Here is a 20090-nt window from a genome sequence, read left to right as displayed (position 1 = left end):
TATTCGGCATAAATGCTGAAAGCGGTGCTACGCACCGCCAAGCTATTTTTTAACATTATCAATCTTAAAACAATGACAACAAAAAGCATTTTGCTGCTATTGGCGGCATTTAATATAAGTTCTGTATTCGCTCAGAACACTTTCGAAGCAATTATAACAGACAGCGAAACTCAGCAACCACTGATTGGGGCAACTGCGGTTTTAAAGGGAACAACCAAAGGCAGCACTGCTAATCTGGAAGGTTTATTGTCAATTGAAAATATTCCTGATGGCAAGCAAATTATTGTCTTTAGCTACATTGGTTATGAAACCAAATCAGACACCTTTAGTTTTCCTCTGACACACACCGAACCTTTTCAAATTGAGTTGAACCCCAAAGCCGGTGAATTAGAGGAAGTTGTTATTTCTTCTACAAGAAGCACCCGAACTATTCAGGAAATTCCTACCCGAATGGAATTCATTGGCTTAGAGGAATTAGGAGAAAAAGCCAATATGAAAGCCGGAGATATTCGAATGCTCTTAAGCGAAAGTACGGGCATTCAAACTCAGGTAACTTCTGCAACATCCGGCAATGCTTCTATTCGTATTCAGGGGCTGGATGGGCGCTATACTCAAATTCTAAAAGACGGTTTTCCGCTTTTTTCAGGTGCAGCAAGTGGGCTGGGTCTTTTACAAACTCCACCACTCGACCTCAAGCAGGTGGAAGTTATCAAGGGTTCGGCATCAACACTTTATGGAGGTGGAGCAATTGCGGGCTTAATAAACCTGATTTCCAAAACACCTTCTGAGGAAAGAGATTTACTTTTTCACCTGGATGTAAACTCTGGGAAAGGGTTTGACCTGAACGGATTTTATTCCAAGCGTTTCGAGAAGGTAGGCACTACCATTTTTGCTTCACACAACAGAAGTTGGGCTTATGACCCTGCGGGAATAGGCTTATCTGCCATTCCACAATACGAGCGTTATGTATTGAACCCAAAGCTGTTCCTTTATTTCAGCGAAAAAACAAAATTGAACTTTGGAGTGAATGCAACAGTGGAAGACCGGTTGGGAGGAGATCTTCAATTCATTGAAGGTGAGGGAGACAACATTCACAGCTATTTTGAGGAAAATAATACGCAACGCTATTCCACTCAATTAAGCTTAGACCATAGGACAGGTAACGGATTGTTCAATTTTAAAAACAGCGTAAGTTATTTTAATCGAAGTATATCAGTCCCTGATTATAATTTTGAAGGAACACAGTTAGCCACATTTTCAGAAGCAAGTTACGCCTGTGGCAATGAAAAGTTTGAATGGGTTACAGGATTAAATCTTTGGACTGACCATTTTGATGAAAATCAACTGGACACCTTTCAAACCCGCGATTACAACTTGAACACCCTTGGAGCTTTCGCACAAACCTCATGGAAAGCCACTGAATGGCTAAACCTTGAGACAGGATTGAGAACTGATTATGTTTTTGATTATGGTGTTGTCTTGCTTCCCCGAATTTCTGCTTTATTTAAAATTTCACCAAAGTTATCTTCGCGTATTGGTGGAGGTTTTGGCTATAAGGCACCTACCATTTTCACGGAAGAAAGTGAGCGCATACAGTTTCAAAATGTCTTGCCCATTAGCAGCAATAACAATGAACTTGAACGTAGCTATGGGGGAAATTTTGACATTAATTACAAAACCATTATTGGCGAAGAAGTCAGTTTCAGCATTAACCAACTTTTCTTCTATACCTATCTGGACAATCCATTGCTACTTGAACTACAGACAAGCGGCCTATACCAATTTGTCAATACTCAAGGCTACATAGATACAAGAGGAACCGAAACGAATATGAAGATAGCATATGACGACTTTAAATTGTTCTTGGGTTATACATTCACCGATGCAAGGCTGCATCAAGGTGGCACAGTGAATGAAGCTCCTTTAACTCCAAAGCACCGCATCAATTCAGTGCTATTCTATGAAGTTGAAGAAAAATGGAAAATAGGGTTAGAAGCATATTATTACAGTCCTCAAAAGCTGAGCGATGGAACTACCGGACAGCAATATGTCATTGCCGGATTTATGGCTGAAAAGCTTTGGGAGAATTTTTCCATCTACCTGAATTTTGAAAATTTCCTTGACGCAAGACAAACCCGCTTTGACACAATTAATACAGGCACGGTCACCAATCCTGTTTTCAGGGACATCTATGCACCACTCGATGGTTTTCTTATTAACGGAGGAATTAAACTCAAACTTTAACGGCATGAAGAAAACAGTTTTTAAAATTCAGAAAATGGACTGCCCCAGTGAAGAACAGATGATAAGAATGAAACTGGAAGGGGACGACCAGATAAAGTCTCTTGATTTTGACCTTGAAAATCGAAGGTTAGAAGTTTACCACACCGGGACTTATCAATCTATATTGGCTGCCTTGGAAAGTCTAAACCTGAATACAACGCAAGTTTCTTCCGAAGAAGCGGAATTGGCTCCTAATACACCTTCTGACAAAAAAGAAAAGAAACTGCTCTGGGCAGTTTTACTCATTAACTTTTCCTTTTTTGCCATCGAACTAACCACAGGATTGGTTGCAAACTCAATGGGGTTGGTAGCGGACAGTTTAGACATGCTTGCGGACAGTATCGTTTATGGACTATCACTATTAGCAGTAGGTAAAATAGTTTCAAGAAAGAAAAAGGTTGCAAGGTTTGCAGGCTATTTTCAAATAACCCTTGCTATTATAGGTTTTGTAGAAGTCATCAGACGTTTTGTTGGTGAAGAAAAAATGCCTGACTTCCAAACTATGATAATCGTCTCAATACTCGCATTGATTGCGAATGTAATTTGCTTATTTCTACTTCAAAAGGGTAAGAGCAGTGAAGCACACATGAAGGCAAGTATGATTTTTACTTCCAATGACATCATAATTAATACTGGCGTAATTGCGGCCGGACTTCTGGTGAACTGGTTAAACTCAAGCTATCCGGATTTAATAATCGGGACTATCGTATTTCTTGTAGTAGCAAGGGGAGCGTACAGGATAATGCAACTTTCTAAATAGTGCCAACGCATCAGTCACACACATTGGCTGGCCACTCAGAGCCGACCCGCAGACCAAAGCCAGCCAAAGAGTGTGCCTGCCCAACCCGAGAAAAGAAATTTTCAAAAATGCCCCACGCGACTAAAAAGAAAGACAAAACAATAGTACGAACAGACAAGAATAAGACTTTGAGCCGGTTGACACTGTGGACAGAAAACAAAAAGAATGAAAAGCACGATGCCCCAACAAAGTGTATAAGCAATAGCGCGTGAAGTGCTAAATTTAAGGTCAGTGCATTTAATTAACTTTGGTGGTAGCCGGACAGGTAACTGCCTTGAAATCCGCTACTGCTCATACACAGAGCCGTTATGTGTCAGGCAAGGACACCCCGCAAAACGACAGAGCCATAGTATATGAAAATTGAAACTTACAAAATCAACGACATAAAAGTTGCCGAAATTATTACGGACGAAATTATTCTACGAACTACCGAAGACGGATTAGATTTATTGGGTAATCTATATTATCAAGGGTTTGATAAAATCATTATTTACGAAAAGAACATTACCCCCGACTTTTTTGACCTAAAAACTAAAATTGCAGGAGATATACTTCAAAAATTCACACAATATCAAATGCCATTGATAATTGTTGGAGATTTTTCAAAATTTAAGAGTAAGAGTTTAAACGATTTCATTTTTGAAAGCAATAAAGGAAAACAAATCAACTTTGTCGGTTCTCAATCGGAAGCAATAAAAGCATTGACAAATTGAATAAACAACATTTCATACTTAGACAAGGGCAGACAAACGACTTGACTGAACTGCAAAAATTATTTGTGGACACAATAACGACAATTTGCACCGCTGACTACGACAAACAACAAATTGAAGTGTGGATTTCGAGCGTTGAAAACAAACAACGTTGGGACGAAATTTTGACAAAGCAATTTGTTTTAGTTGCTCAACACGCAGACAAAATCGTTGGCTTTGCGACACTTGACAACGGAAATTACTTTGACTTTTTATATGTTCACAAAGACCACCAACGACAAGGAATTGCACAGCGACTACTTGACGGCATTGAAACCGAAGCAAGACGACTAAAACAAACCGTTTTGACTTCTGACGTTAGCAAAACCGCAAGACCGTTTTTTGAAAAGAATAACTTCAAAGTTTTGACAGAACAAATTGTAAACAGAAAAGGAGTAAATCTGACTAACTATAAAATGACGAAAACGCTTGACTAAATGCCCGAACACATAACATCAGGTTTGCGTCAGGCGGGCGGACGTGGTAAATTGAACATCAGTGCTTTTTATTAACTTTGGTGCAAGGTTGAACGTTTGTGCTTCTAATCCCGCCCGAACGCAAACCTGCCGGCCGTTGTGGGCAATTTAAGAACAACAACCAGCGGACTAACACCAATTCTTCCGACTTAAATTTTAGCTTCCAGAAAAAAAATTGATAAAATTTGCGAAACCGAAAAGTTGCGCATAAATTTGCAACTAATTAGTTTCCTAAGTTAAATAACAACAATATGAGAAGAGACATTTTTCAGGCAATCGCAGACCCGACAAGACGGGCGATTATTGCACTCATAGCATTGCAGGCGATGACACCTAACGCCATTGCCGAGAATTTTGACACCACCAGACAAGCGGTTTCCAAACACCTTCGCATTTTAACCGAATGTGAATTAGTAACGCAAAAACAAGAAGGCAGAGAAATCTATTACTCCCTTGAAATCGAAAAAATGAAAGAAATCGATAAATGGCTGGAACAGTTCAGAAAGATTTGGGAAAACCGATTTGACAAACTTGACAATTTATTATCAAAACTTAAAAACAATAAAAATGAGCAGTAAAAACGTAGTAGTAGAACGTGTTTTTGACGCCAATATAGCATTGGTATGGAAAGCCTTAACTGAAAAAGAACTAGTGAAACAATGGTATTTCGATTTGAAAGAATTCAAGACTGTTGTTGGGTTTAAGTTTGAGTTTTGGGGTGGCGAAGAAGGTGGTAAGCAATGGAAACATTTGTGCGAGATAACGGAAGTTGTTCCAGAAAAGAAACTTGCTTACTCTTGGAAGTACGAAGGTTGTAGCGGGATGTCCTATGTAACGTTCGAGCTATTTGAGGAGCATAATGGCACGAAACTGAAATTGACACATTCAGGTATTGATAGCTTTCCTGCCGATATTCCTGAATTGGCCATTCATAATTTTGAAAACGGTTGGAATCAAATTATTAATGTTTCGCTTAAAGAATTTTTAGAAAAATAAATAGACAGTAATACTTTAAATCGTTATAAAAATCAATAGTATGAAATCAAAATTAATTTGGGCAAATTTTAGTGTAAAAGATGCCAAACGAACAGCTCAATTCTATACACAATTAGGTTTTACCCCAAACGGGTCGTTACAGAATAATCCAGAACTTGCCAGTTTCTTTTTTGCGGATAATCAATTTGTGATTCACTTTTTTGAAAAAGGTACAGGAATAGATAAATTTTTCCCATCAGGCTCGAAAACCGATGAAATTATTTTTACACTTTCCGCAGATAAAAAAGAAGAAGTACAGGAATTTGAAGCTAAAGTAAGAAAAGCTGGTGGAGAGATTTTTGAGAAACTACGAAGGGATGAATCTGGCTACTATGGTTTTGCATTTGCTGACCCTGATGGCCATAAATTCAACGTATTACTTATGGACAATATGTAAGTAATGACCAAAATATCGGCACTAGACCATTTAGCAGAATTATTAATTTACTAAATGGGTAAGACAATAAGCAAATTCAAACCAATAGTTAAAATAGATGGAATTCAATTCTAACAACAATATAGTTAAACGTTGTATTCAAGGTATGGCAATGGAAGAAATTAGCAAACCTGATGAAGCTAGTAAATTATTTTTTCAAGCTTGGAACGAAGCGACAAACGATTTCGAAAAATTTCTAGCAGCTCATTATGTAGCTCGACACCAAATTAAAGTGTCGGACAAATTAAGTTGGCTCGAAACAGCTTTGCAGTATGGTTTAAAAATAAATGACGACTCTGTTAAAAGTGCCTTCCCTTCACTATACTCAAAAATTGCCGAGTGTTATGAAGAATTAAACGACACAGACAATGTAAAAAAAAATTATGATTTAGCTATTTCTTTTAAGGGCAATCTGTCTGACAAAGGACCTTTCTATCACGGAACGAAAGCAGATTTAAAAGTAGGAGATTTACTGACAGCAGGCGGAAACTCTAATTACCAATCTGAATTAAAAATGAATCATATATATTTTACCGCTTTGATTAATGGAGCAGGACTTGCAGCAACATTGGCAAAAGGAAAGGGGCGTGAACGTGTGTATATGGTAGAACCAACTGGAAATTTTGAAAATGACCCAAATGTTACCGACAAGAAATTCCCAGGCAATCTGACACGCTCTTATCGTTCTCGTGAACCATTAAAAATTATTGGAGAAGTAACTGATTGGATTAAGCAAACACCAGAACAAATTGAAGAATGGCATAAAAAATTGTCGAAGAACAAAGGAAAAATTATTAATTGAAAAAATAAAAAACTGCCCACAACAACGTATATAAAAAATAGCGGTTTAATCGCTTAATCGAAAGAAAATAAACAAATTAAAGGTCAGTTATAAACCGAAAAGTTAAGGCATAAAATCCGCTACTTTTCATATACAAAACCGTTAATATTTCATTCCTACATCACAGAAATTTTGTATCTTAGCATTATAGCAATTGCAGCTAAAACGTATGTCAAACCAGTGAGTGATTCGGTGAGTTGGAAAAAGGGAAGTTTGTAAAATACTGATAAATAGATTGATAGAAAGTAGGTTCGATTCCCCTACGGAAGCGGTATTGTTGTTTGGAAAAGACCTTTTATGGCGGTCTCCCGTGCATGGGTCACCCAGCGGACACTAACCGTGATGTAATGGAAACAGATGGCTTTGACCCGCATCGTCGACGAGATACCCGGGGTTTTATTGGTAACTAGCACCTGGTTTATCCATTCGAATAAAGTGGTGCACATAGCCATCAAATACATATACGTGGTGTTGGCATCCATGTTCATGAAGGGCAGGCGACTGAGGTTGAAGTCATTCAGCAGATAGCAATTGGATTTCTCCGTATCACCACGCTGGTTATAGAATTCGATCACCTCCTTTTCAGAGCTGTTTCCATCATTGGTTATGATCACCTGGTAATGATACGACCGATTTTCAAAAGCATCCGGTTGGTTGCTTTTTTAATGTGCGCCCGGCAGGGCACAGACTCTTGGAGGTGGAAGTCATCTACAGGCCCGGTAAGGGAAACTGTTAGCCGAACGGCAAGGGTGTCCATCGCGAGGTGGAATCTGAAGGAAGCCGAAGGCAAGGCGCTGGCCTGACGAACAGGAATCGCATATAAGGCATCCATACCGGACAAGGAGGCGTGTATCTCTAAAATCCAATACTTATCCGGAAGGGATGAATGTATATGCGGCAGGTATAAGCGTGAAGGAGCAACCCGGATGGAGACATCAGGCTGAGCGATCAGGAGTCAATCGTGTGGTGCTACAATATAGGAGACCACATCGACACGCAGATCAGACCGAGAAAGGTGAAAAAGCACGGAAGGAGAGCCGTGTCGGTATTCAAGTATGGACTCGACTATCTGTCCGAATGCTTGCTGTCAGGGGGATTGAGCTCTGACAAAAGTTGGAATTAGGATGGATTTAAATAGTGCATTTTAACGCACTTTTAAGGGAATAAACTACTTCAGGGGGCAGAGTGAAATTCGATCGATAAATATCTTCTTCGTATTTAATCAGTATACGCTTGCCTGCCCAGGGATGCATAATATAAACAAACCGGAAATTTCTGAGTTAAATAGTTCGATTAAATGGGAAGCTTACAAAGAATGCGACCAATACCGACTGGTTTATGCGCAGCAACCTGCGTATTTAAAAAGGCATTCCAGGAGGTCTCATAGATCCGGCGCCGGCGATTAAGGAACTCTACCCAAAAAAAGCAGCACCGTGTTCCCGACACGATGCTGCTCAATGCATGGTTAATACTTGATGTTAATTCAGCATATTAATCTTCTCAACCAGATCATCCTTTGTCGTGGTATCCAGCGCATCGCTGTTGATGGCAATGGTCTTACCAGCTTCAATCGTCACCTTTTTGATGGCATACACCACCTCACCCTTGCTCTCGGAAACGAATATCACATGTACGTTTAAACCGATGGGTATAAAACCATAGTGCTCGGAAAAATACCCTTCTGCTGTGTTGTACATGTCCAGTTGTGCAAGCACATTCGGTTCGCCTTCATAGGCAAGAAACACACCTGAATTTTCGTTATCATATCCTTCAGGAACCACCACTTTGATTTGTGTTTTATCCCGGTCGTCGCTGTAAAAACGGTCTACATTAGTCCACCCAAATGTATCTTCCCAGATATCATAACGGGTGTGATGTTCGTTCGGGTTTACATTGGCCTCATTATCTTTTCTGGCTTCTTCCCAAACCAGGTTTCCGTCTTCATTAATCTGGCCTTTCCAGAGGATCATTTCATCATCTACGCCTCCAGTATGGTCTGCAGGCAGGGTTACAGAAAAGTAACAACTGGATTTCAGTATTTTATCTCCTTGCATGACTTTCAGGTTATACTGTCCGCCGGTAACTAAAGGAGCTGGCTTTCCGTCGTTATCCATATCCTTACCCATGACTGGTTTGTTCGCTGCCACCATATTTCCTCTGTCGTAAATTTCAACAAACGATAAGGTCACATCTCCAGTAATCACATTATCCTCCTCATCTCGCAAGCAACCAGGGTTAATGGTCACAACGGCACCTTTCTCTGAGGTGAATACAACACCTTCTTCTGCTTTAAATGTGGTTGTTTGGGTAAGATCCTGAAGTGCTTGATCTCTTAATTCTTGAAATTTAACTGCAGATGCAGGGGCTAAAATGAAGTCTGGGCTTGCTACATCTTCTTTATGGCATGATGCTAACACCGTCAGCATTGCGCCAATAATCAGGGTCATGTTAAACTTTTTCATCTCAATTTGATTTAATTCATTCCTACTCTTCAAAGGCTTTTCGGAAACCGCCTTCGCGGGATTATCCGCGGTTTTGTAGGTATATCAAGAGATGAAAAGGATTGTTACCCCTTTTTGTAAAAAACCTAAAAGTCGAAGTCTATATAAAAAAATAGGGATTAATAACTTGAAATACAATTAGTTAAATCCTTGTTTTGTTGCACCAGGATGGTAATACTAGTGACTCGGCCCACTAATATATGCAAGTTACCAATAGTACTCAAGAAATCACGCCATTGGCGAATAAATTTCATTTACCATGCGATTACACAATCCGGTTTGCCGGATTTTCTTGATAAATAACTGAGGTCGAGGAGTCCATTTGCCAAATACACGCACGCCGATATTGTCCTGGCCCTTTTTGCCAAGAGCCTGGCACAGAGTACATGCTTGGCAGATCTGGAAATAGTTAAGGCAAAATTGGTAGGGCAGCATTACTCCCCCATCCCTTCACCCGATACGGTGGAATATGTGTGTCAGCAATTGAAACGGCCCAATCAGGAAATAACCGTGGAATCGGAGGTTGTACATCAGTTGAACCATGACAACCGGCTCAACGGGCTGCTGGTCAGCCTTGCCCTCAGATGCAATCAGCTTAACGCATCCGATGGGCAATGCTATACCCTGGATTACGATAATGTGGTCATTGAAAATGAGAAACAGGATGCCCGGTTCAGTTACAAAAAAACTAAGGCATACCATCCCGGCTTCGCTTTTATCGGCCGCATCCCCGTGTACATAGAAAACTCTTGCAGGGACGTACCAAAGTCCTTTGGGATACCGATCTGGACAAGTTCAGACTATCTGCGGGTGCGGGTGCTTATGGAGCAATTCAGATTGTATTATACTTCAGCCTCGACGGTATCGCAATCATTCGATATATACTATATATAGGTTTCGGACAACTTTGGAAATGAAAAGCAGGTAAGTTTTTGGTTTAATAATAGCGATTAAATAAATAGAAGGTGACGCATCAAAAATAAGAAGCCACCTTTTTTAATTCCATTGTAATCGCTTTCTTTCTTTCCAATAGTCTGAACTTTCTATGCCGAAAGCGCTTAATTGTTTCATTTCAGACGATGATAGCGTAAATTGATTGGCTTTTAAATTTGACATCAGATGATTATTATCGTTGGTCCCGCTTAAGACCAATGCCCTGGGGAAACTTTCCATACAATATTGCATCGCAACGGCATCAATACCTACATGATATTTTGCGGCTAAAGTATTCATAAAAGTATAAAGGACGTTATACCCAGGATATTGTCTATTAGGGATTAATCTTCCGTTTGCCATTGCTTCTTTAATTATCAATCGGCCTTCTAAATGATCAAGCTTATTTTTAATTTTTTTAATGCTTTGCTCTAAAATGTTGAACGTACATTGAAATGATTGGAAGAGTTGTTCTCCGTCAATGAATATATCCATTGCATTTTGTAAAACTTCTACCTGATTATCTCCCGTGGTTGATAAACCAATATGGATTTTATGTGATTTTTTGATCGAATGTAGTCGGCTTAAAACTTCGGAATTTTCCAATACTCCACTTTCCAATGTCGCTGAATGAATTTGATAGATTTTCAAATAAGGCAATAATTTTAGGGAAACCGTCCACTGTTCGATTAGCTTATCTATAGAATGTTCTTTTACCTCGTGTTCCGTTGCGTTGGGGTCGAAGTCGGCAACATAGGTATATCCCCATTTAGTAGATACGGTTATCGCAGGATCATTTTTTTCTTTTAGCCAATCGATGAGTAATGATTCGGCTATGCCATAACCCGGCGATGTATCAAAATGCCTTATCCCATTTTTATAGGCGTTTTCAATGGCTGCTTTTCCTTTTTCTTTAAAATTCTCCAAAGAAAAAGACTTGTTGGATTCATCCTGTTTTATATTGATATATCGTGGCCTACCAATGGAAGCCATACCAAGACCTATTCTGTTTTGTTCAAGCATTGTCCGAAATTAACAAATTGGGTTCTAAGATTTGCCTTCGTTATGAAAAGATCTTGTCGATAATAGATGTTCGCCCGTGAAATTAATTGAAAGAATTGTTCCGAACTGACACATCCTATGGCCCTTTTGAAATTAGGAAAAATCATAATCAAAGTTATAGTTCGTAAGGCAAAAAAAGAAGGACCAGCAGGAATAGAGGTTTGCCACAACCTTAGAAGGTGTGAAACAATGATACACTATTGAATGTTAACGGCTATAATTTGTCAAAAAAACCGTTACAAATAAGTAACGGAAGAAAATTTTGCGATTCCAAAATTTGTTCATATATTGCTTCTGTAAGTCAGAAACGACGTTTTGACTCCGTAGCTCAGCTGGTAGAGCAACAGACTCTTAATCAGTGGGTCCAGAGTTCGATCCTCTGCGGGGTCCTTAAGGAGACACCAAGTAATGGTTGTCTCCTTTTTTTATGCCAATAAAAATCTGTGACCCAAACTGTTATAATCTGGTCAATTATAGTTCGATTTTCATGACTAAAATCTTTGTGCCGATGTGTGATACTCTCTAAAAAACTTGCTTTAGGACATCACTACCCTGTTTTTTCTAAAGTTCGATTTCTCCTTTGGGTTTCGACATCTTTTCCACCTTCTCTTTTGTGTGATTTTTTGCCATGAGATAAAGGAAGTCCACAATAACATTTGCTTCATCATCGTCGACTTCAATACCATTCTTTGCTAATATCGTAATTGCCCGTCTAACAGAAACCTTTTTATCGATAAAATTCATATTCATTGCTTTTTTGATTGTCGTTTTGTCGATAATATTTTTGATAATCCCCCAAATAGTTCCAATGACATATCTCCTGTTTGAAAATCAACATTAAGCGGAGTAATAAGACTGACAAGATGTTTTTTGTCTGCTGTGTCCAAGCTTGGAAACGTTTTAAGAATACGGACAAAAGAACGGCTACCCAACAGGCTTTGTTTATCGATACGCTCTAATTTAACATTGATATCGTTCAGTTCCCTTTTCAGACATTTGGCATTGACATGACATTCTCTTTTTACTGCACTGTAATCATCGGATTTTAGTACATCGGCCACAAATAGCTTTCGGGCTTGGGAAAGGGTTGATTCCTGTTCAATCAGTTTTCTAACGACCAGATTTCGATGCTGTAAATACATGGCCTTTTGTGTGCCTGTATTCCAATCCTCTAAGATACTCTTGAATAAATCCATCGCTCCATTTGAAAGTACCAGTTGTCTAAGCTTACGTTCATAACACTCATTCAGAAATAGTGCGTTGATTCTTGTCTTGCATCTTTTTTGGCAATGGTAATATGGATATCTTTTTGTTGAGCCTCGGGAGAAGCTTCCACCGAGTTTTCTATTACAGAACGGACACACTAATATTCCTCTTAGATAAAATATTGCTTTTAAATCGTCCCTTTGGGAAGTTATCTTTCTCTTTGCATTGATTATCTTCTGTACCTCATAAAACAGGATTTCGGAAATCAACGGCTCATGGATCCCCCTTACCATGTATTGTTCTTCTGATTCGGATTTGATTGGGATAAGACCGCAGTATGCAGGGTTGCGGATAAGTCGGAAAAAGTATGAACGGGAACATTTCAATCCTTTGCCATCAGCCATCTTTCGGACTTCCTCAATCCTATGGATATTCTTGGCGAGTTGGAGAAAGACCCACCTTATGATACCTGCCTCGGGTTGCTTTGGAGTAATGATTTTCTTGCCGTCCGCTGTTGTCAGATTGATAAAGCCCAAAGGAGCTTTGCTCGGATATCTACCCATCTGTTTTGCCCGACGGATACCGTTTGCCGTGTTCATTGCCCGTCTACTGTTTTCCGCTTCCGGTACGGATAGATAAACGGCAAGCATGACCGTACTTTCCGGCACTGAAAAGTCTATGGGTTGGTCTATTGCCATTGCTGTTGTCTTATGTTTTCGGAGCATACCTATCATTTCATAGGCATACTCAACATTTCGGCTGAATCTATCCCACTTGATGAACAGTATTCTTGTCCATCTTTGGTTTACTTTTGACTTCTAAAAATAGTTTTTTCCATTCGGGTCGGTTGAAATTCTTAGCAGAGAAGTCTTCACGGTAAATGCCTTTGACTTCAATATTGTTGTACCTACAATATTTTAATAACCGTTCCTCCTGTTCCGGTAAGGAGTATCCTTTTCTTTTTTGCTCGTCCGTACTTACACGTACATATAAATAAGCTGTTTTCATTGAATGTATATTTGTTTGTAGTATTTCATATAGATCTGATCTGTCTTGATTCTGTAAATAGCAGAGCCGACTTGCCTCATATTGTATAACTTGTCTAATGAGAATTGACAACACGTTAATGTAATTTCATAAACAGCAGGCTACCTCACTATATGGGTATTATACTTATATTTAACAAAACCTTTAACAGATATTCATTAAGTTTTTTAAGCATGGAAATAGCTCTCAAAAACTAATGAAACGCTGTACGATCAAATTATTAGTGAATAAATATATAAGCTATTTAAAAGAAGTACTATAGTATGAATATTGTGTATGAGAAACCAACAATAGATAAGGGAACATTGCCTCGTCCCCCTGCATTAGCCAATAAATCTTTTCCCTATAATGATATTGCCGATTCTCGGCGATTTGAAGAGTTGCTTTATAGTATATACAAAGCAAAAATAGAAAATGATACGTTTGATGACTTTGATGATATTAATTTGATGACGGGCGTCAGAGATCAGGGGAGGGATTGTGTGTTAATACGAGACGGTAAGTCCTATGGATTGATCCAGTGTAAGAAATACGAAAAAAATTATAGCAAAAATGATTTAGGTATAGAAATTACCAAATTTGTATTATTTAGTCTATTGGAAAAAACTTTATTACATGATCAATCGGATTTTACTTATTATATTTCTGTCTCTAAAGGATTTACCGCGGATTGTATAGAATTTATAGACGACTTTAACAAATTAGCGCCAGAAGATCCCAAGCTATCAGATTGGATTTCTAAAAGCCTAAATATCCCTACATTACAATCATTAGCATTGAGCATAGATTACGATGAAGTTAAACATATCCTTGCCGAAATTAAAGTAAAAAAAATCACACCTCAGGATTTGGACAGGGATCTCAGCACCCCAGTCCTTACTCACCTCGTTCCATTATTCTTTGAGATTAGAACCGTCACTGACAACGTTAAGATCGATGAATTGATCGCAAAATTAGGATATGATTTAAGCCAAGAAGAAATAAGTAAAAAATTAAAATCGGGATCGGTAAGCTTAAATTCTGAAAAAAACAATTTCGATGATATAAAAGATTCCCATCTTCCACGAAAGGAAACGGATGACTTATATAATTGGATTGTTTCTGAAAAACAAAGCCAGAATAAAGAATTCCAAAGCGTATGTCTATTGGTAGGACAAGCAGGCTATGGCAAAACGGTCGTTTTAAAAGATTTATATGATAAATGTAATGTGAATGGGATACCAGTCTTGGGCTTAAAGGCAGACAAACTATATACTTATACTCTGGATGGCTTACAAAAAAGTTTGGGGTTTCCGATTCCTGTAAATGAATTTATTGAAACATGTAAAAAATACTACAAGAAAATAGTTGTTCTGATTGATCAAATAGATGCTCTTTCTCAATCTATGGCATCAGACCGGAACTATTTAAATGTATTTCGAAGTTTTATTGATCAGTTCACTAAAGATAACTCTGTAAGAATAATTGTATCCATAAGACCTTATGAGCTATATTATGACCCATCCCTCCGTATATATAAAAACATGCCCACTTTCGAGTTAAAACCTCTAAGTGAAAGTGAAGTGTTATCCGTTATATCAAAAATCAACATCAAAAAGGAAACCATATCTCCCAAGTTGTTTGAACTCCTTAAGGTGCCTAATCATCTAAACATTTTCATCCGTGTCGTTGTAGGTGGGGGAGTAAATTTACAAGCAACATCCATTCAGAGTTTGTATTTAGAGCTTTGGAACAACAAGATCGTAAATCTCCCTGACAGTGTTCCCGTACAACGAACCAATTTAAAAACTGTATTATACAACATTGCGAATCAAATGTTCAATACGCAAAGAATAACAGTTTCCTCTCTGAAATTTGAAGACGATATTAGTGAGATAAAATACCTTGTGAGTGAGAGATTGCTAAAGAGGGAAGATAAACAGTTGCAATTTTTTCACCAATCTTTTTATGACTTTGTTTTTGCCAAGCAGTTTGTAGAGAACACTAAAGATATCTTAGGATACATAAAGCAATCCGAGCAATCAATCCACATACGTCCCGCTTTAAAAATGATAATTTCGTATCTCCGAGACTATGATGAAAAACAATATGAAGATACAATAAGACTGATTTTTGAAGATCAAGAAACACTATTCCATATTAAACATGTACTGTTTTCGTTATTGATTTCTCAAAATAACCCCTCGAAAACAGAAATAGATTTGGTTAAAGGGGTGATTCATAAATCGATTCATTTACAGCTTATGTTCTTCGAGTTAGCCATGTCTACAGTTTGGTTCGATTTGGCCGAAAAAGAGGGATTGCTGAACGTATTGAAAAGCGAAACAATCGGAGACGTTGATCTCTCTGAGGATTTAATAGCATACAGGAAAAATGTGGCTTTCTTCTTTTTGAGAAACCATATCGTTACGCAAAACGCCCCTGTAGCTTGGCTGTTCTTGAAATCTTTACAAGATGACAAGATTGTTCAAGACCTGTTATTTTCAGTTGAAAAGTGGAGCAATCCAATATCTTATGAACTTTTTGAAAGGTGTAAAGACTTTGAAACCACTAATCCATTTGAGTTCTACCATGTATTGGACAGCATTGCAAAGAGTAATGAAGATTATGTCATCGAAATACTTTCAAAACTACTACCTCTGCACTTTGAAAAATCAAAATCTGATAGAGACTATGAGGAAAAAGAAGTGCTAAAAACTCTGGCAAAAACGTGTCCACATAAACTATTTCCTATTTTCTATGATTGTATAGAAATAGATCTAAAAAGAGAGATTGAATATGAGGAAGGTATTATAAGAGACTGGAAGTACAACAACGTGGATTTGAACGACAGTGAGACGATATTCGGCTCAGAGTTTATCTATCAATTACTGGCAGTCTGCCTAAAGCGAACTGCAAACAGATATCCTAAACATTTTGTCCCATTTTTTGAGAGATCTAAAAATTCAAGATATCAGGCAATATTGCGCTTGTTACTTTTTAGTCTTAATGATAATGAGGAGCAACATTATGACAGCGTTTTTATCATTTTTCAGAAGCTATTCGAATCCGGATTGATAAGTCAAGATAGTGATTTAGAGTTTGAGTTGCGTAATCTCATTGAACGTACATTTAAATACTTCAAACCAAATCAAAAGGATTATGTGATATCACAAATAAAACGATATGAAAACAAATATGAAATGGGTATTCATGAATATGGAGAACCGAGAAAGAAGCATTTTTATTCACATTGGGGCTTGGCCAAATACTATTGGTTATTACGCCTGCCGACAGAAGTAATATCCATTGATAAAGAACTCAATCGTAGTTTACAAGAACTAAAGAGAAGATTTGCAGATCGAAAGGAAAAACGAAGGAGTAGATCTGTTATGGCAGGAGTTGTACATAGTCCTATCAATTCTCAGGCTCATCAATATATGTCGAATGAACAATGGTTAAAGGCTTTCAAAAAATATAACGATAATCAATCGAGAAGAGGAGAAGATTTTTTGAAAGGAGGATTGGATGAATTGGCATCGACATTTCGTAAAGCTATTCAGGAAAATCCCTCCAACCAAAAACTTGAACTAATTGAAAGTATATTAGATGACTCTTCAATAAATAGGAAGTATGCTATCTATGGTTTGTGGGGCTGGACAGAAAAGAGAGAAGATCTTAAAGAAAAGACTATACCGCTGTTCAAAACTATATTGAGTGATTGCAACGGTTCAGACATATCGACCTGCATTGATATTGCTTCCAATCTTGTAGGTGATAGTGATAATGAAGAGTATTTAGTAAATTTTCTCATTGATCAATCTTTAGACTTTGAAAATCATAAAAGAACGATATTCTCAAATTATGAAGAAAAAGAAAAAACAACATCGATAAATGGACTGGTTATGGCTGGAATCAATACAGCCTGCGGTTCTGCAGTACGAACATTATTAACTTTTAGGGATAAAGCCTATGAAGATCTTATTTTTAATACTTTAGAAAAAATTCTCAATTCTGCACCAAACGAACTTCGAGCGGTTGGGTATTGGCAATTTGCCTATTTAACTCATTTAGACAAAGAGAGGGCTTACGCTATATTCGCAAAGAGCATAGCATCAGAAAATAACATTTATGTTATCGCCTCATCCATCTGGTCACTACAATATATGAGAAATGTTAATGGCTTTGAAGTATTGTCCGACGCTTATGAGAAGCTAATAGAGTCTGAGCTTTTGGGTCAGGATGATAGTTACAACCTTTTTTTAATTCTTTATGGCTCCTATCTGCATGATCAAATTGGTGCTGAATATTTATTGTTAAAGCATTTGCATTTTAATAAAAAGATATCGTCTAGAGCTATCAGAGAAATTTTGAAACATTACTATGATGTGCCAAATAGTAAAGAGAAAAATGATAGATTGCTGAATCTGATAATTAAGCAAATCAGCGAAGATGATGAAGAGGACATGACATTAAATTTTATAAATGTCGAACATGTCAAGATAACTGATATTCAAGAATTTTTAATGCAGTATATATCATCACCTAAATTTAAATTGTCGGAATATTTTATAGAATATTTAATTTATCAATGTGGGATCTCTGTTTATGTTGCAATTGATGTATTTGACTTAGCACTTTATAGACACACTCTAAGTGAAAAAAATCCCCGAGCATATCATCGTAGTGACGAAACTGCCATAAAATTTGTGGTAGGAGCTTATGACTGCTTGCATGGTATTGATGAGGATAGTAAAACTAAAAGAAAAAAACTTCTTTTGCTGTTCGATCAAATATTAATGGATTACCGGCTAAGGAGGAGAGCTGATAATATACTGGAAAGCCTCATTTAACTATATTCGGTATTAACTATTTTTTATCATATATTATACATTGAGTAAATATGTCAGAAAAGGAAAAAACTATAGCAAAAGTCTTCATTCTCGAAAGCCTTGATTTTGAAGACGAAGAAAAAGGAAACTACGAAGGTGAGATCATTTACAAAATTTTGCAAATGTCTTCCGTAGATTGTGAATATTACTACTTTCGAACAAAGCAAGAATTTGAGTACTTTATACAAAAATTTAAAGAATCCAACTTTAGATACCTACATCTTTCATGTCATGCTTCGGAAGAAGGTTTACAGACGACTCTGAACGAATTTATTGGTGTATCTGAGCTATCAATGATACTTGAGAATGTATTAGATAAAAGACGGCTTTTTTTATCGGCGTGTTCCTTGACCACAGATAGTTTCGCTAATTTAGTCTTTAAAAATACAGATTGTTATTCAATTATGGGCGCACCTGAGGCTATTAATATGAATGATTCCGCTATATTTTGGGCATCCTTTTATCATCTTCTCTTCAATCGAGAAAAAAACTACATTAAACATGAAGAAATTAAAACAATTTTATACAAACTGAGGCAACCATTTGAAATTCCGATAAGATATTACAGAAAATCCTCTTCTGTGAAACAGGGTTGGAAAAGAGTTACTTTAAAAGATCAGAAAGATAAATAAACGTCATCAATTAACCTATATTATACATGAAAATAACCATCTTTTTTTCTTGGCAAGCTAGAACTAAAGGCAAGTATAACAGATTTTTTATTTTAGAATGTCTAAAACAGATATTACCCTTTTTAGAAACAGTTCCTGACTTCAAGGGAATCAAATTCGAATTGTTAGAAGGAATATCAGGTGAATCAGGATCAGTACAATTAGCCTCAAAAATCATGGATGATAGAATTCCTCGATCTGATATTTTCATCGCTGATCTAACAAATATTAATGGTGAAATTCCTGATTTTATTCCAGCAGAAAAACGAGACGAATATAAGACACTAATTCAGCCTACACCAAACCCAAATGTATTGCTTGAATACGGGAATGCCTATCAGGTATTGGGTGAAGAGAAAATAATTAGTATTGTAAATGAGTACTTTGGGTCTTTAAAAGATTATGAAAATCTATTACCATTTGATATAAGACATTTACGATTCCCTTTATCATACAACTATAGTGAAGACAATAAAGATGATAAGCTAAAGGTAGAGAAAAAACTAATTAAGCAATTGGCTGATGCTATAGAAACGACCTCAAGATTTCATTTGCAAACCCTCAAAAGTAAATTTAGACCATTTAAGACTTGGAACGACTGGAATGATGACTTTGATTGTTCTCAACAGTTTCAAAATAATCAATTTATTAGTGATTTTATAAATGATATTCAAAATACGGTCAGCAATAGTTATACCTCGATTCGAATAATTGGATTGTCAGGACTTGGTAAAAGCAGAATTTTATTAGAAACCTTTAGACCTATAGATAGTGATCCGAATAGTTTACTATTGTCAAGTAGGATTCTCTATTACGATTTCCAAGAAAAATCAACATTAGATCTATCACAATATCTCAACAGTCTGCAAGAAAAGGATGAAAATAGGATTATTATCCTTGATAACTGCAGTTTGGAAGATCACAGAAAACTTTTAAAATATATTAGTAAGCCAAATAATAAACTCTCTTTAATAACAATAGACTCAAATCCAGAGGAACTTGAAAGGAACAAAATCGCTAAGATAAAATACATAGAAATTAAAAAAGAAAATTTGGATGATGTCGTTGAAAAAATAATCGATAATGACTTCTCTCACTTAAGCGAAGAGCACACAAAAAAAATAAAGGATTTTATAATTCCCCCCGAAAACAGGACAGCAGTTTAAGTTAGATTTTT

Annotated in this window: 19 protein-coding genes and 1 tRNA gene; 14 read left to right on the top strand and 6 right to left on the bottom strand. The window is 37.1% G+C overall.

The window, feature by feature from the left end; translation table 11 throughout:
- Window positions 1–12: 12 nt before the first annotated feature.
- The 8 genes from U9S71_RS08180 (at window position 13) to arr (ending at window position 6583) form a co-directional block, all read left to right on the top strand.
- Window positions 13–2244 (top strand): TonB-dependent receptor, encoded by a 2232-nt coding sequence (locus U9S71_RS08180; protein WP_326326639.1) that lies wholly within the window; start codon window positions 13–15, stop codon window positions 2242–2244.
- 4 nt (window positions 2245–2248) lie between these two features.
- Entirely contained in the window at window positions 2249–3043 is a 795-nt protein-coding gene (locus U9S71_RS08175; protein ID WP_166143261.1) for a cation diffusion facilitator family transporter, read from the top strand.
- Between the two features lie 392 nt (window positions 3044–3435).
- Window positions 3436–3795 (top strand): DUF4180 domain-containing protein, encoded by a 360-nt coding sequence (locus U9S71_RS08170; protein ID WP_326326637.1) that lies wholly within the window; start codon window positions 3436–3438, stop codon window positions 3793–3795.
- Window positions 3792–4271, top strand: a complete 480-nt coding sequence (locus U9S71_RS08165) for a GNAT family N-acetyltransferase (protein ID WP_326326635.1) — start codon at window positions 3792–3794, stop codon at window positions 4269–4271. The genes U9S71_RS08170 and U9S71_RS08165 overlap by 4 nt, the downstream gene beginning before the upstream one ends.
- A gap of 290 nt (window positions 4272–4561) precedes the next feature.
- Window positions 4562–4888, top strand: a complete 327-nt coding sequence (locus U9S71_RS08160; RefSeq protein WP_326326634.1) for an ArsR/SmtB family transcription factor — start codon at window positions 4562–4564, stop codon at window positions 4886–4888.
- Window positions 4878–5306, top strand: a complete 429-nt coding sequence (locus U9S71_RS08155; protein ID WP_326326632.1) for an SRPBCC family protein — start codon at window positions 4878–4880, stop codon at window positions 5304–5306. The genes U9S71_RS08160 and U9S71_RS08155 overlap by 11 nt, the downstream gene beginning before the upstream one ends.
- A gap of 40 nt (window positions 5307–5346) precedes the next feature.
- A complete protein-coding gene (locus U9S71_RS08150; RefSeq protein WP_326326631.1) occupies window positions 5347–5742 on the top strand; it encodes a VOC family protein in 396 nt (131 codons plus the stop codon).
- A 433-nt stretch (window positions 5743–6175) separates the two neighbouring features.
- Entirely contained in the window at window positions 6176–6583 is a 408-nt protein-coding gene (gene arr, locus U9S71_RS21015) for an NAD(+)--rifampin ADP-ribosyltransferase (RefSeq protein ID WP_436410311.1), read from the top strand.
- 299 nt (window positions 6584–6882) lie between these two features.
- On the opposite strand, the gene U9S71_RS08140 is transcribed toward arr, so the two are convergent.
- Entirely contained in the window at window positions 6883–7236 is a 354-nt protein-coding gene (locus U9S71_RS08140) for a hypothetical protein (RefSeq protein ID WP_326326628.1), read from the bottom strand.
- 6 nt (window positions 7237–7242) lie between these two features.
- Here U9S71_RS08140 and U9S71_RS08135 point away from each other — a divergent pair, with 6 nt between their 5' ends.
- The gene (locus tag U9S71_RS08135; protein ID WP_326326627.1) at window positions 7243–7425 is read left to right on the top strand and encodes a hypothetical protein; all 183 of its coding nucleotides are present in this window, start codon (window positions 7243–7245) and stop codon (window positions 7423–7425) included.
- Between the two features lie 675 nt (window positions 7426–8100).
- Here the strand turns inward: U9S71_RS08135 and U9S71_RS08130 are convergent.
- The gene (locus tag U9S71_RS08130) at window positions 8101–9084 is read right to left on the bottom strand and encodes a hypothetical protein (protein ID WP_326326626.1); all 984 of its coding nucleotides are present in this window, start codon (window positions 9082–9084) and stop codon (window positions 8101–8103) included.
- A gap of 429 nt (window positions 9085–9513) precedes the next feature.
- Between U9S71_RS08130 and U9S71_RS08125 the strand changes: the two genes are divergently transcribed.
- Window positions 9514–10017 carry a hypothetical protein gene (locus U9S71_RS08125; protein WP_326326624.1) on the top strand — a complete coding sequence of 168 codons (504 nt, stop codon included), beginning with the start codon at window positions 9514–9516 and terminating at the stop codon, window positions 10015–10017.
- A 102-nt stretch (window positions 10018–10119) separates the two neighbouring features.
- On the opposite strand, the gene U9S71_RS08120 is transcribed toward U9S71_RS08125, so the two are convergent.
- Entirely contained in the window at window positions 10120–11079 is a 960-nt protein-coding gene (locus U9S71_RS08120) for an aldo/keto reductase (protein ID WP_326326623.1), read from the bottom strand.
- A 356-nt stretch (window positions 11080–11435) separates the two neighbouring features.
- Between U9S71_RS08120 and U9S71_RS08115 the strand changes: the two genes are divergently transcribed.
- A tRNA-Lys gene (locus tag U9S71_RS08115) sits at window positions 11436–11508 on the top strand.
- Between the two features lie 171 nt (window positions 11509–11679).
- Here the strand turns inward: U9S71_RS08115 and U9S71_RS08110 are convergent.
- Genes U9S71_RS08110 through U9S71_RS08100 form a run of 3 tightly spaced genes read right to left on the bottom strand, consistent with a single transcriptional unit; the run spans window position 11680 to window position 13332 of the window.
- Window positions 11680–11862: a hypothetical protein gene (locus U9S71_RS08110; RefSeq protein WP_326326621.1), complete on the bottom strand. Its 183-nt coding sequence runs from the start codon at window positions 11860–11862 to the stop codon at window positions 11680–11682.
- 2 nt (window positions 11863–11864) lie between these two features.
- Window positions 11865–13058 (bottom strand): recombinase family protein, encoded by a 1194-nt coding sequence (locus U9S71_RS08105; RefSeq protein ID WP_326326620.1) that lies wholly within the window; start codon window positions 13056–13058, stop codon window positions 11865–11867.
- A 31-nt stretch (window positions 13059–13089) separates the two neighbouring features.
- The gene (locus U9S71_RS08100) at window positions 13090–13332 is read right to left on the bottom strand and encodes a recombinase family protein (protein WP_326326618.1); all 243 of its coding nucleotides are present in this window, start codon (window positions 13330–13332) and stop codon (window positions 13090–13092) included.
- Between the two features lie 302 nt (window positions 13333–13634).
- Here U9S71_RS08100 and U9S71_RS08095 point away from each other — a divergent pair, with 302 nt between their 5' ends.
- From U9S71_RS08095 to U9S71_RS08085, 3 genes are read left to right on the top strand one after another with little or no spacing between them, the layout of a single operon-like run.
- Complete coding sequence (locus U9S71_RS08095; protein WP_326326616.1) at window positions 13635–18203, top strand: ATP-binding protein; 4569 nt, start codon at window positions 13635–13637, stop codon at window positions 18201–18203.
- Between the two features lie 50 nt (window positions 18204–18253).
- Window positions 18254–18874, top strand: a complete 621-nt coding sequence (locus U9S71_RS08090) for a hypothetical protein (RefSeq protein ID WP_326326615.1) — start codon at window positions 18254–18256, stop codon at window positions 18872–18874.
- 26 nt (window positions 18875–18900) lie between these two features.
- The gene (locus U9S71_RS08085) at window positions 18901–20079 is read left to right on the top strand and encodes a hypothetical protein (RefSeq protein ID WP_326326613.1); all 1179 of its coding nucleotides are present in this window, start codon (window positions 18901–18903) and stop codon (window positions 20077–20079) included.
- The last annotated feature ends 11 nt before the right edge of the window (window positions 20080–20090 follow it).

It is taken from the genome of Parapedobacter flavus (assembly GCF_035818675.1).
Classification (GTDB): domain Bacteria; phylum Bacteroidota; class Bacteroidia; order Sphingobacteriales; family Sphingobacteriaceae; genus Parapedobacter; species Parapedobacter flavus.
This window is presented reverse-complemented; position numbering and strand designations above follow the sequence as displayed.

Excerpts from the sequence above, each read along its gene's own strand:
- U9S71_RS08180 (WP_326326639.1), top strand. The coding sequence starts at position 13 with ATGCTGAAAGCGGTGCTACGCACCGCCAAGCTATTTTTTAACATTATC.
- U9S71_RS08175 (WP_166143261.1), top strand. The coding sequence starts at position 2,249 with ATGAAGAAAACAGTTTTTAAAATTCAGAAAATGGACTGCCCCAGTGAA.
- U9S71_RS08170 (WP_326326637.1), top strand. The coding sequence starts at position 3,436 with ATGAAAATTGAAACTTACAAAATCAACGACATAAAAGTTGCCGAAATT.
- U9S71_RS08160 (WP_326326634.1), top strand. The coding sequence starts at position 4,562 with ATGAGAAGAGACATTTTTCAGGCAATCGCAGACCCGACAAGACGGGCG.
- U9S71_RS08155 (WP_326326632.1), top strand. The coding sequence starts at position 4,878 with ATGAGCAGTAAAAACGTAGTAGTAGAACGTGTTTTTGACGCCAATATA.
- U9S71_RS08150 (WP_326326631.1), top strand. The coding sequence starts at position 5,347 with ATGAAATCAAAATTAATTTGGGCAAATTTTAGTGTAAAAGATGCCAAA.
- U9S71_RS08135 (WP_326326627.1), top strand. The coding sequence starts at position 7,243 with ATGATACGACCGATTTTCAAAAGCATCCGGTTGGTTGCTTTTTTAATG.
- U9S71_RS08130 (WP_326326626.1), bottom strand. The coding sequence starts at position 9,084 with ATGAAAAAGTTTAACATGACCCTGATTATTGGCGCAATGCTGACGGTG.
- U9S71_RS08120 (WP_326326623.1), bottom strand. The coding sequence starts at position 11,079 with ATGCTTGAACAAAACAGAATAGGTCTTGGTATGGCTTCCATTGGTAGG.
- U9S71_RS08110 (WP_326326621.1), bottom strand. The coding sequence starts at position 11,862 with ATGAATTTTATCGATAAAAAGGTTTCTGTTAGACGGGCAATTACGATA.
- U9S71_RS08105 (WP_326326620.1), bottom strand. The coding sequence starts at position 13,058 with ATGATAGGTATGCTCCGAAAACATAAGACAACAGCAATGGCAATAGAC.
- U9S71_RS08100 (WP_326326618.1), bottom strand. The coding sequence starts at position 13,332 with ATGAAAACAGCTTATTTATATGTACGTGTAAGTACGGACGAGCAAAAA.
- U9S71_RS08095 (WP_326326616.1), top strand. The coding sequence starts at position 13,635 with ATGAATATTGTGTATGAGAAACCAACAATAGATAAGGGAACATTGCCT.
- U9S71_RS08090 (WP_326326615.1), top strand. The coding sequence starts at position 18,254 with ATGTCAGAAAAGGAAAAAACTATAGCAAAAGTCTTCATTCTCGAAAGC.
- U9S71_RS08085 (WP_326326613.1), top strand. The coding sequence starts at position 18,901 with ATGAAAATAACCATCTTTTTTTCTTGGCAAGCTAGAACTAAAGGCAAG.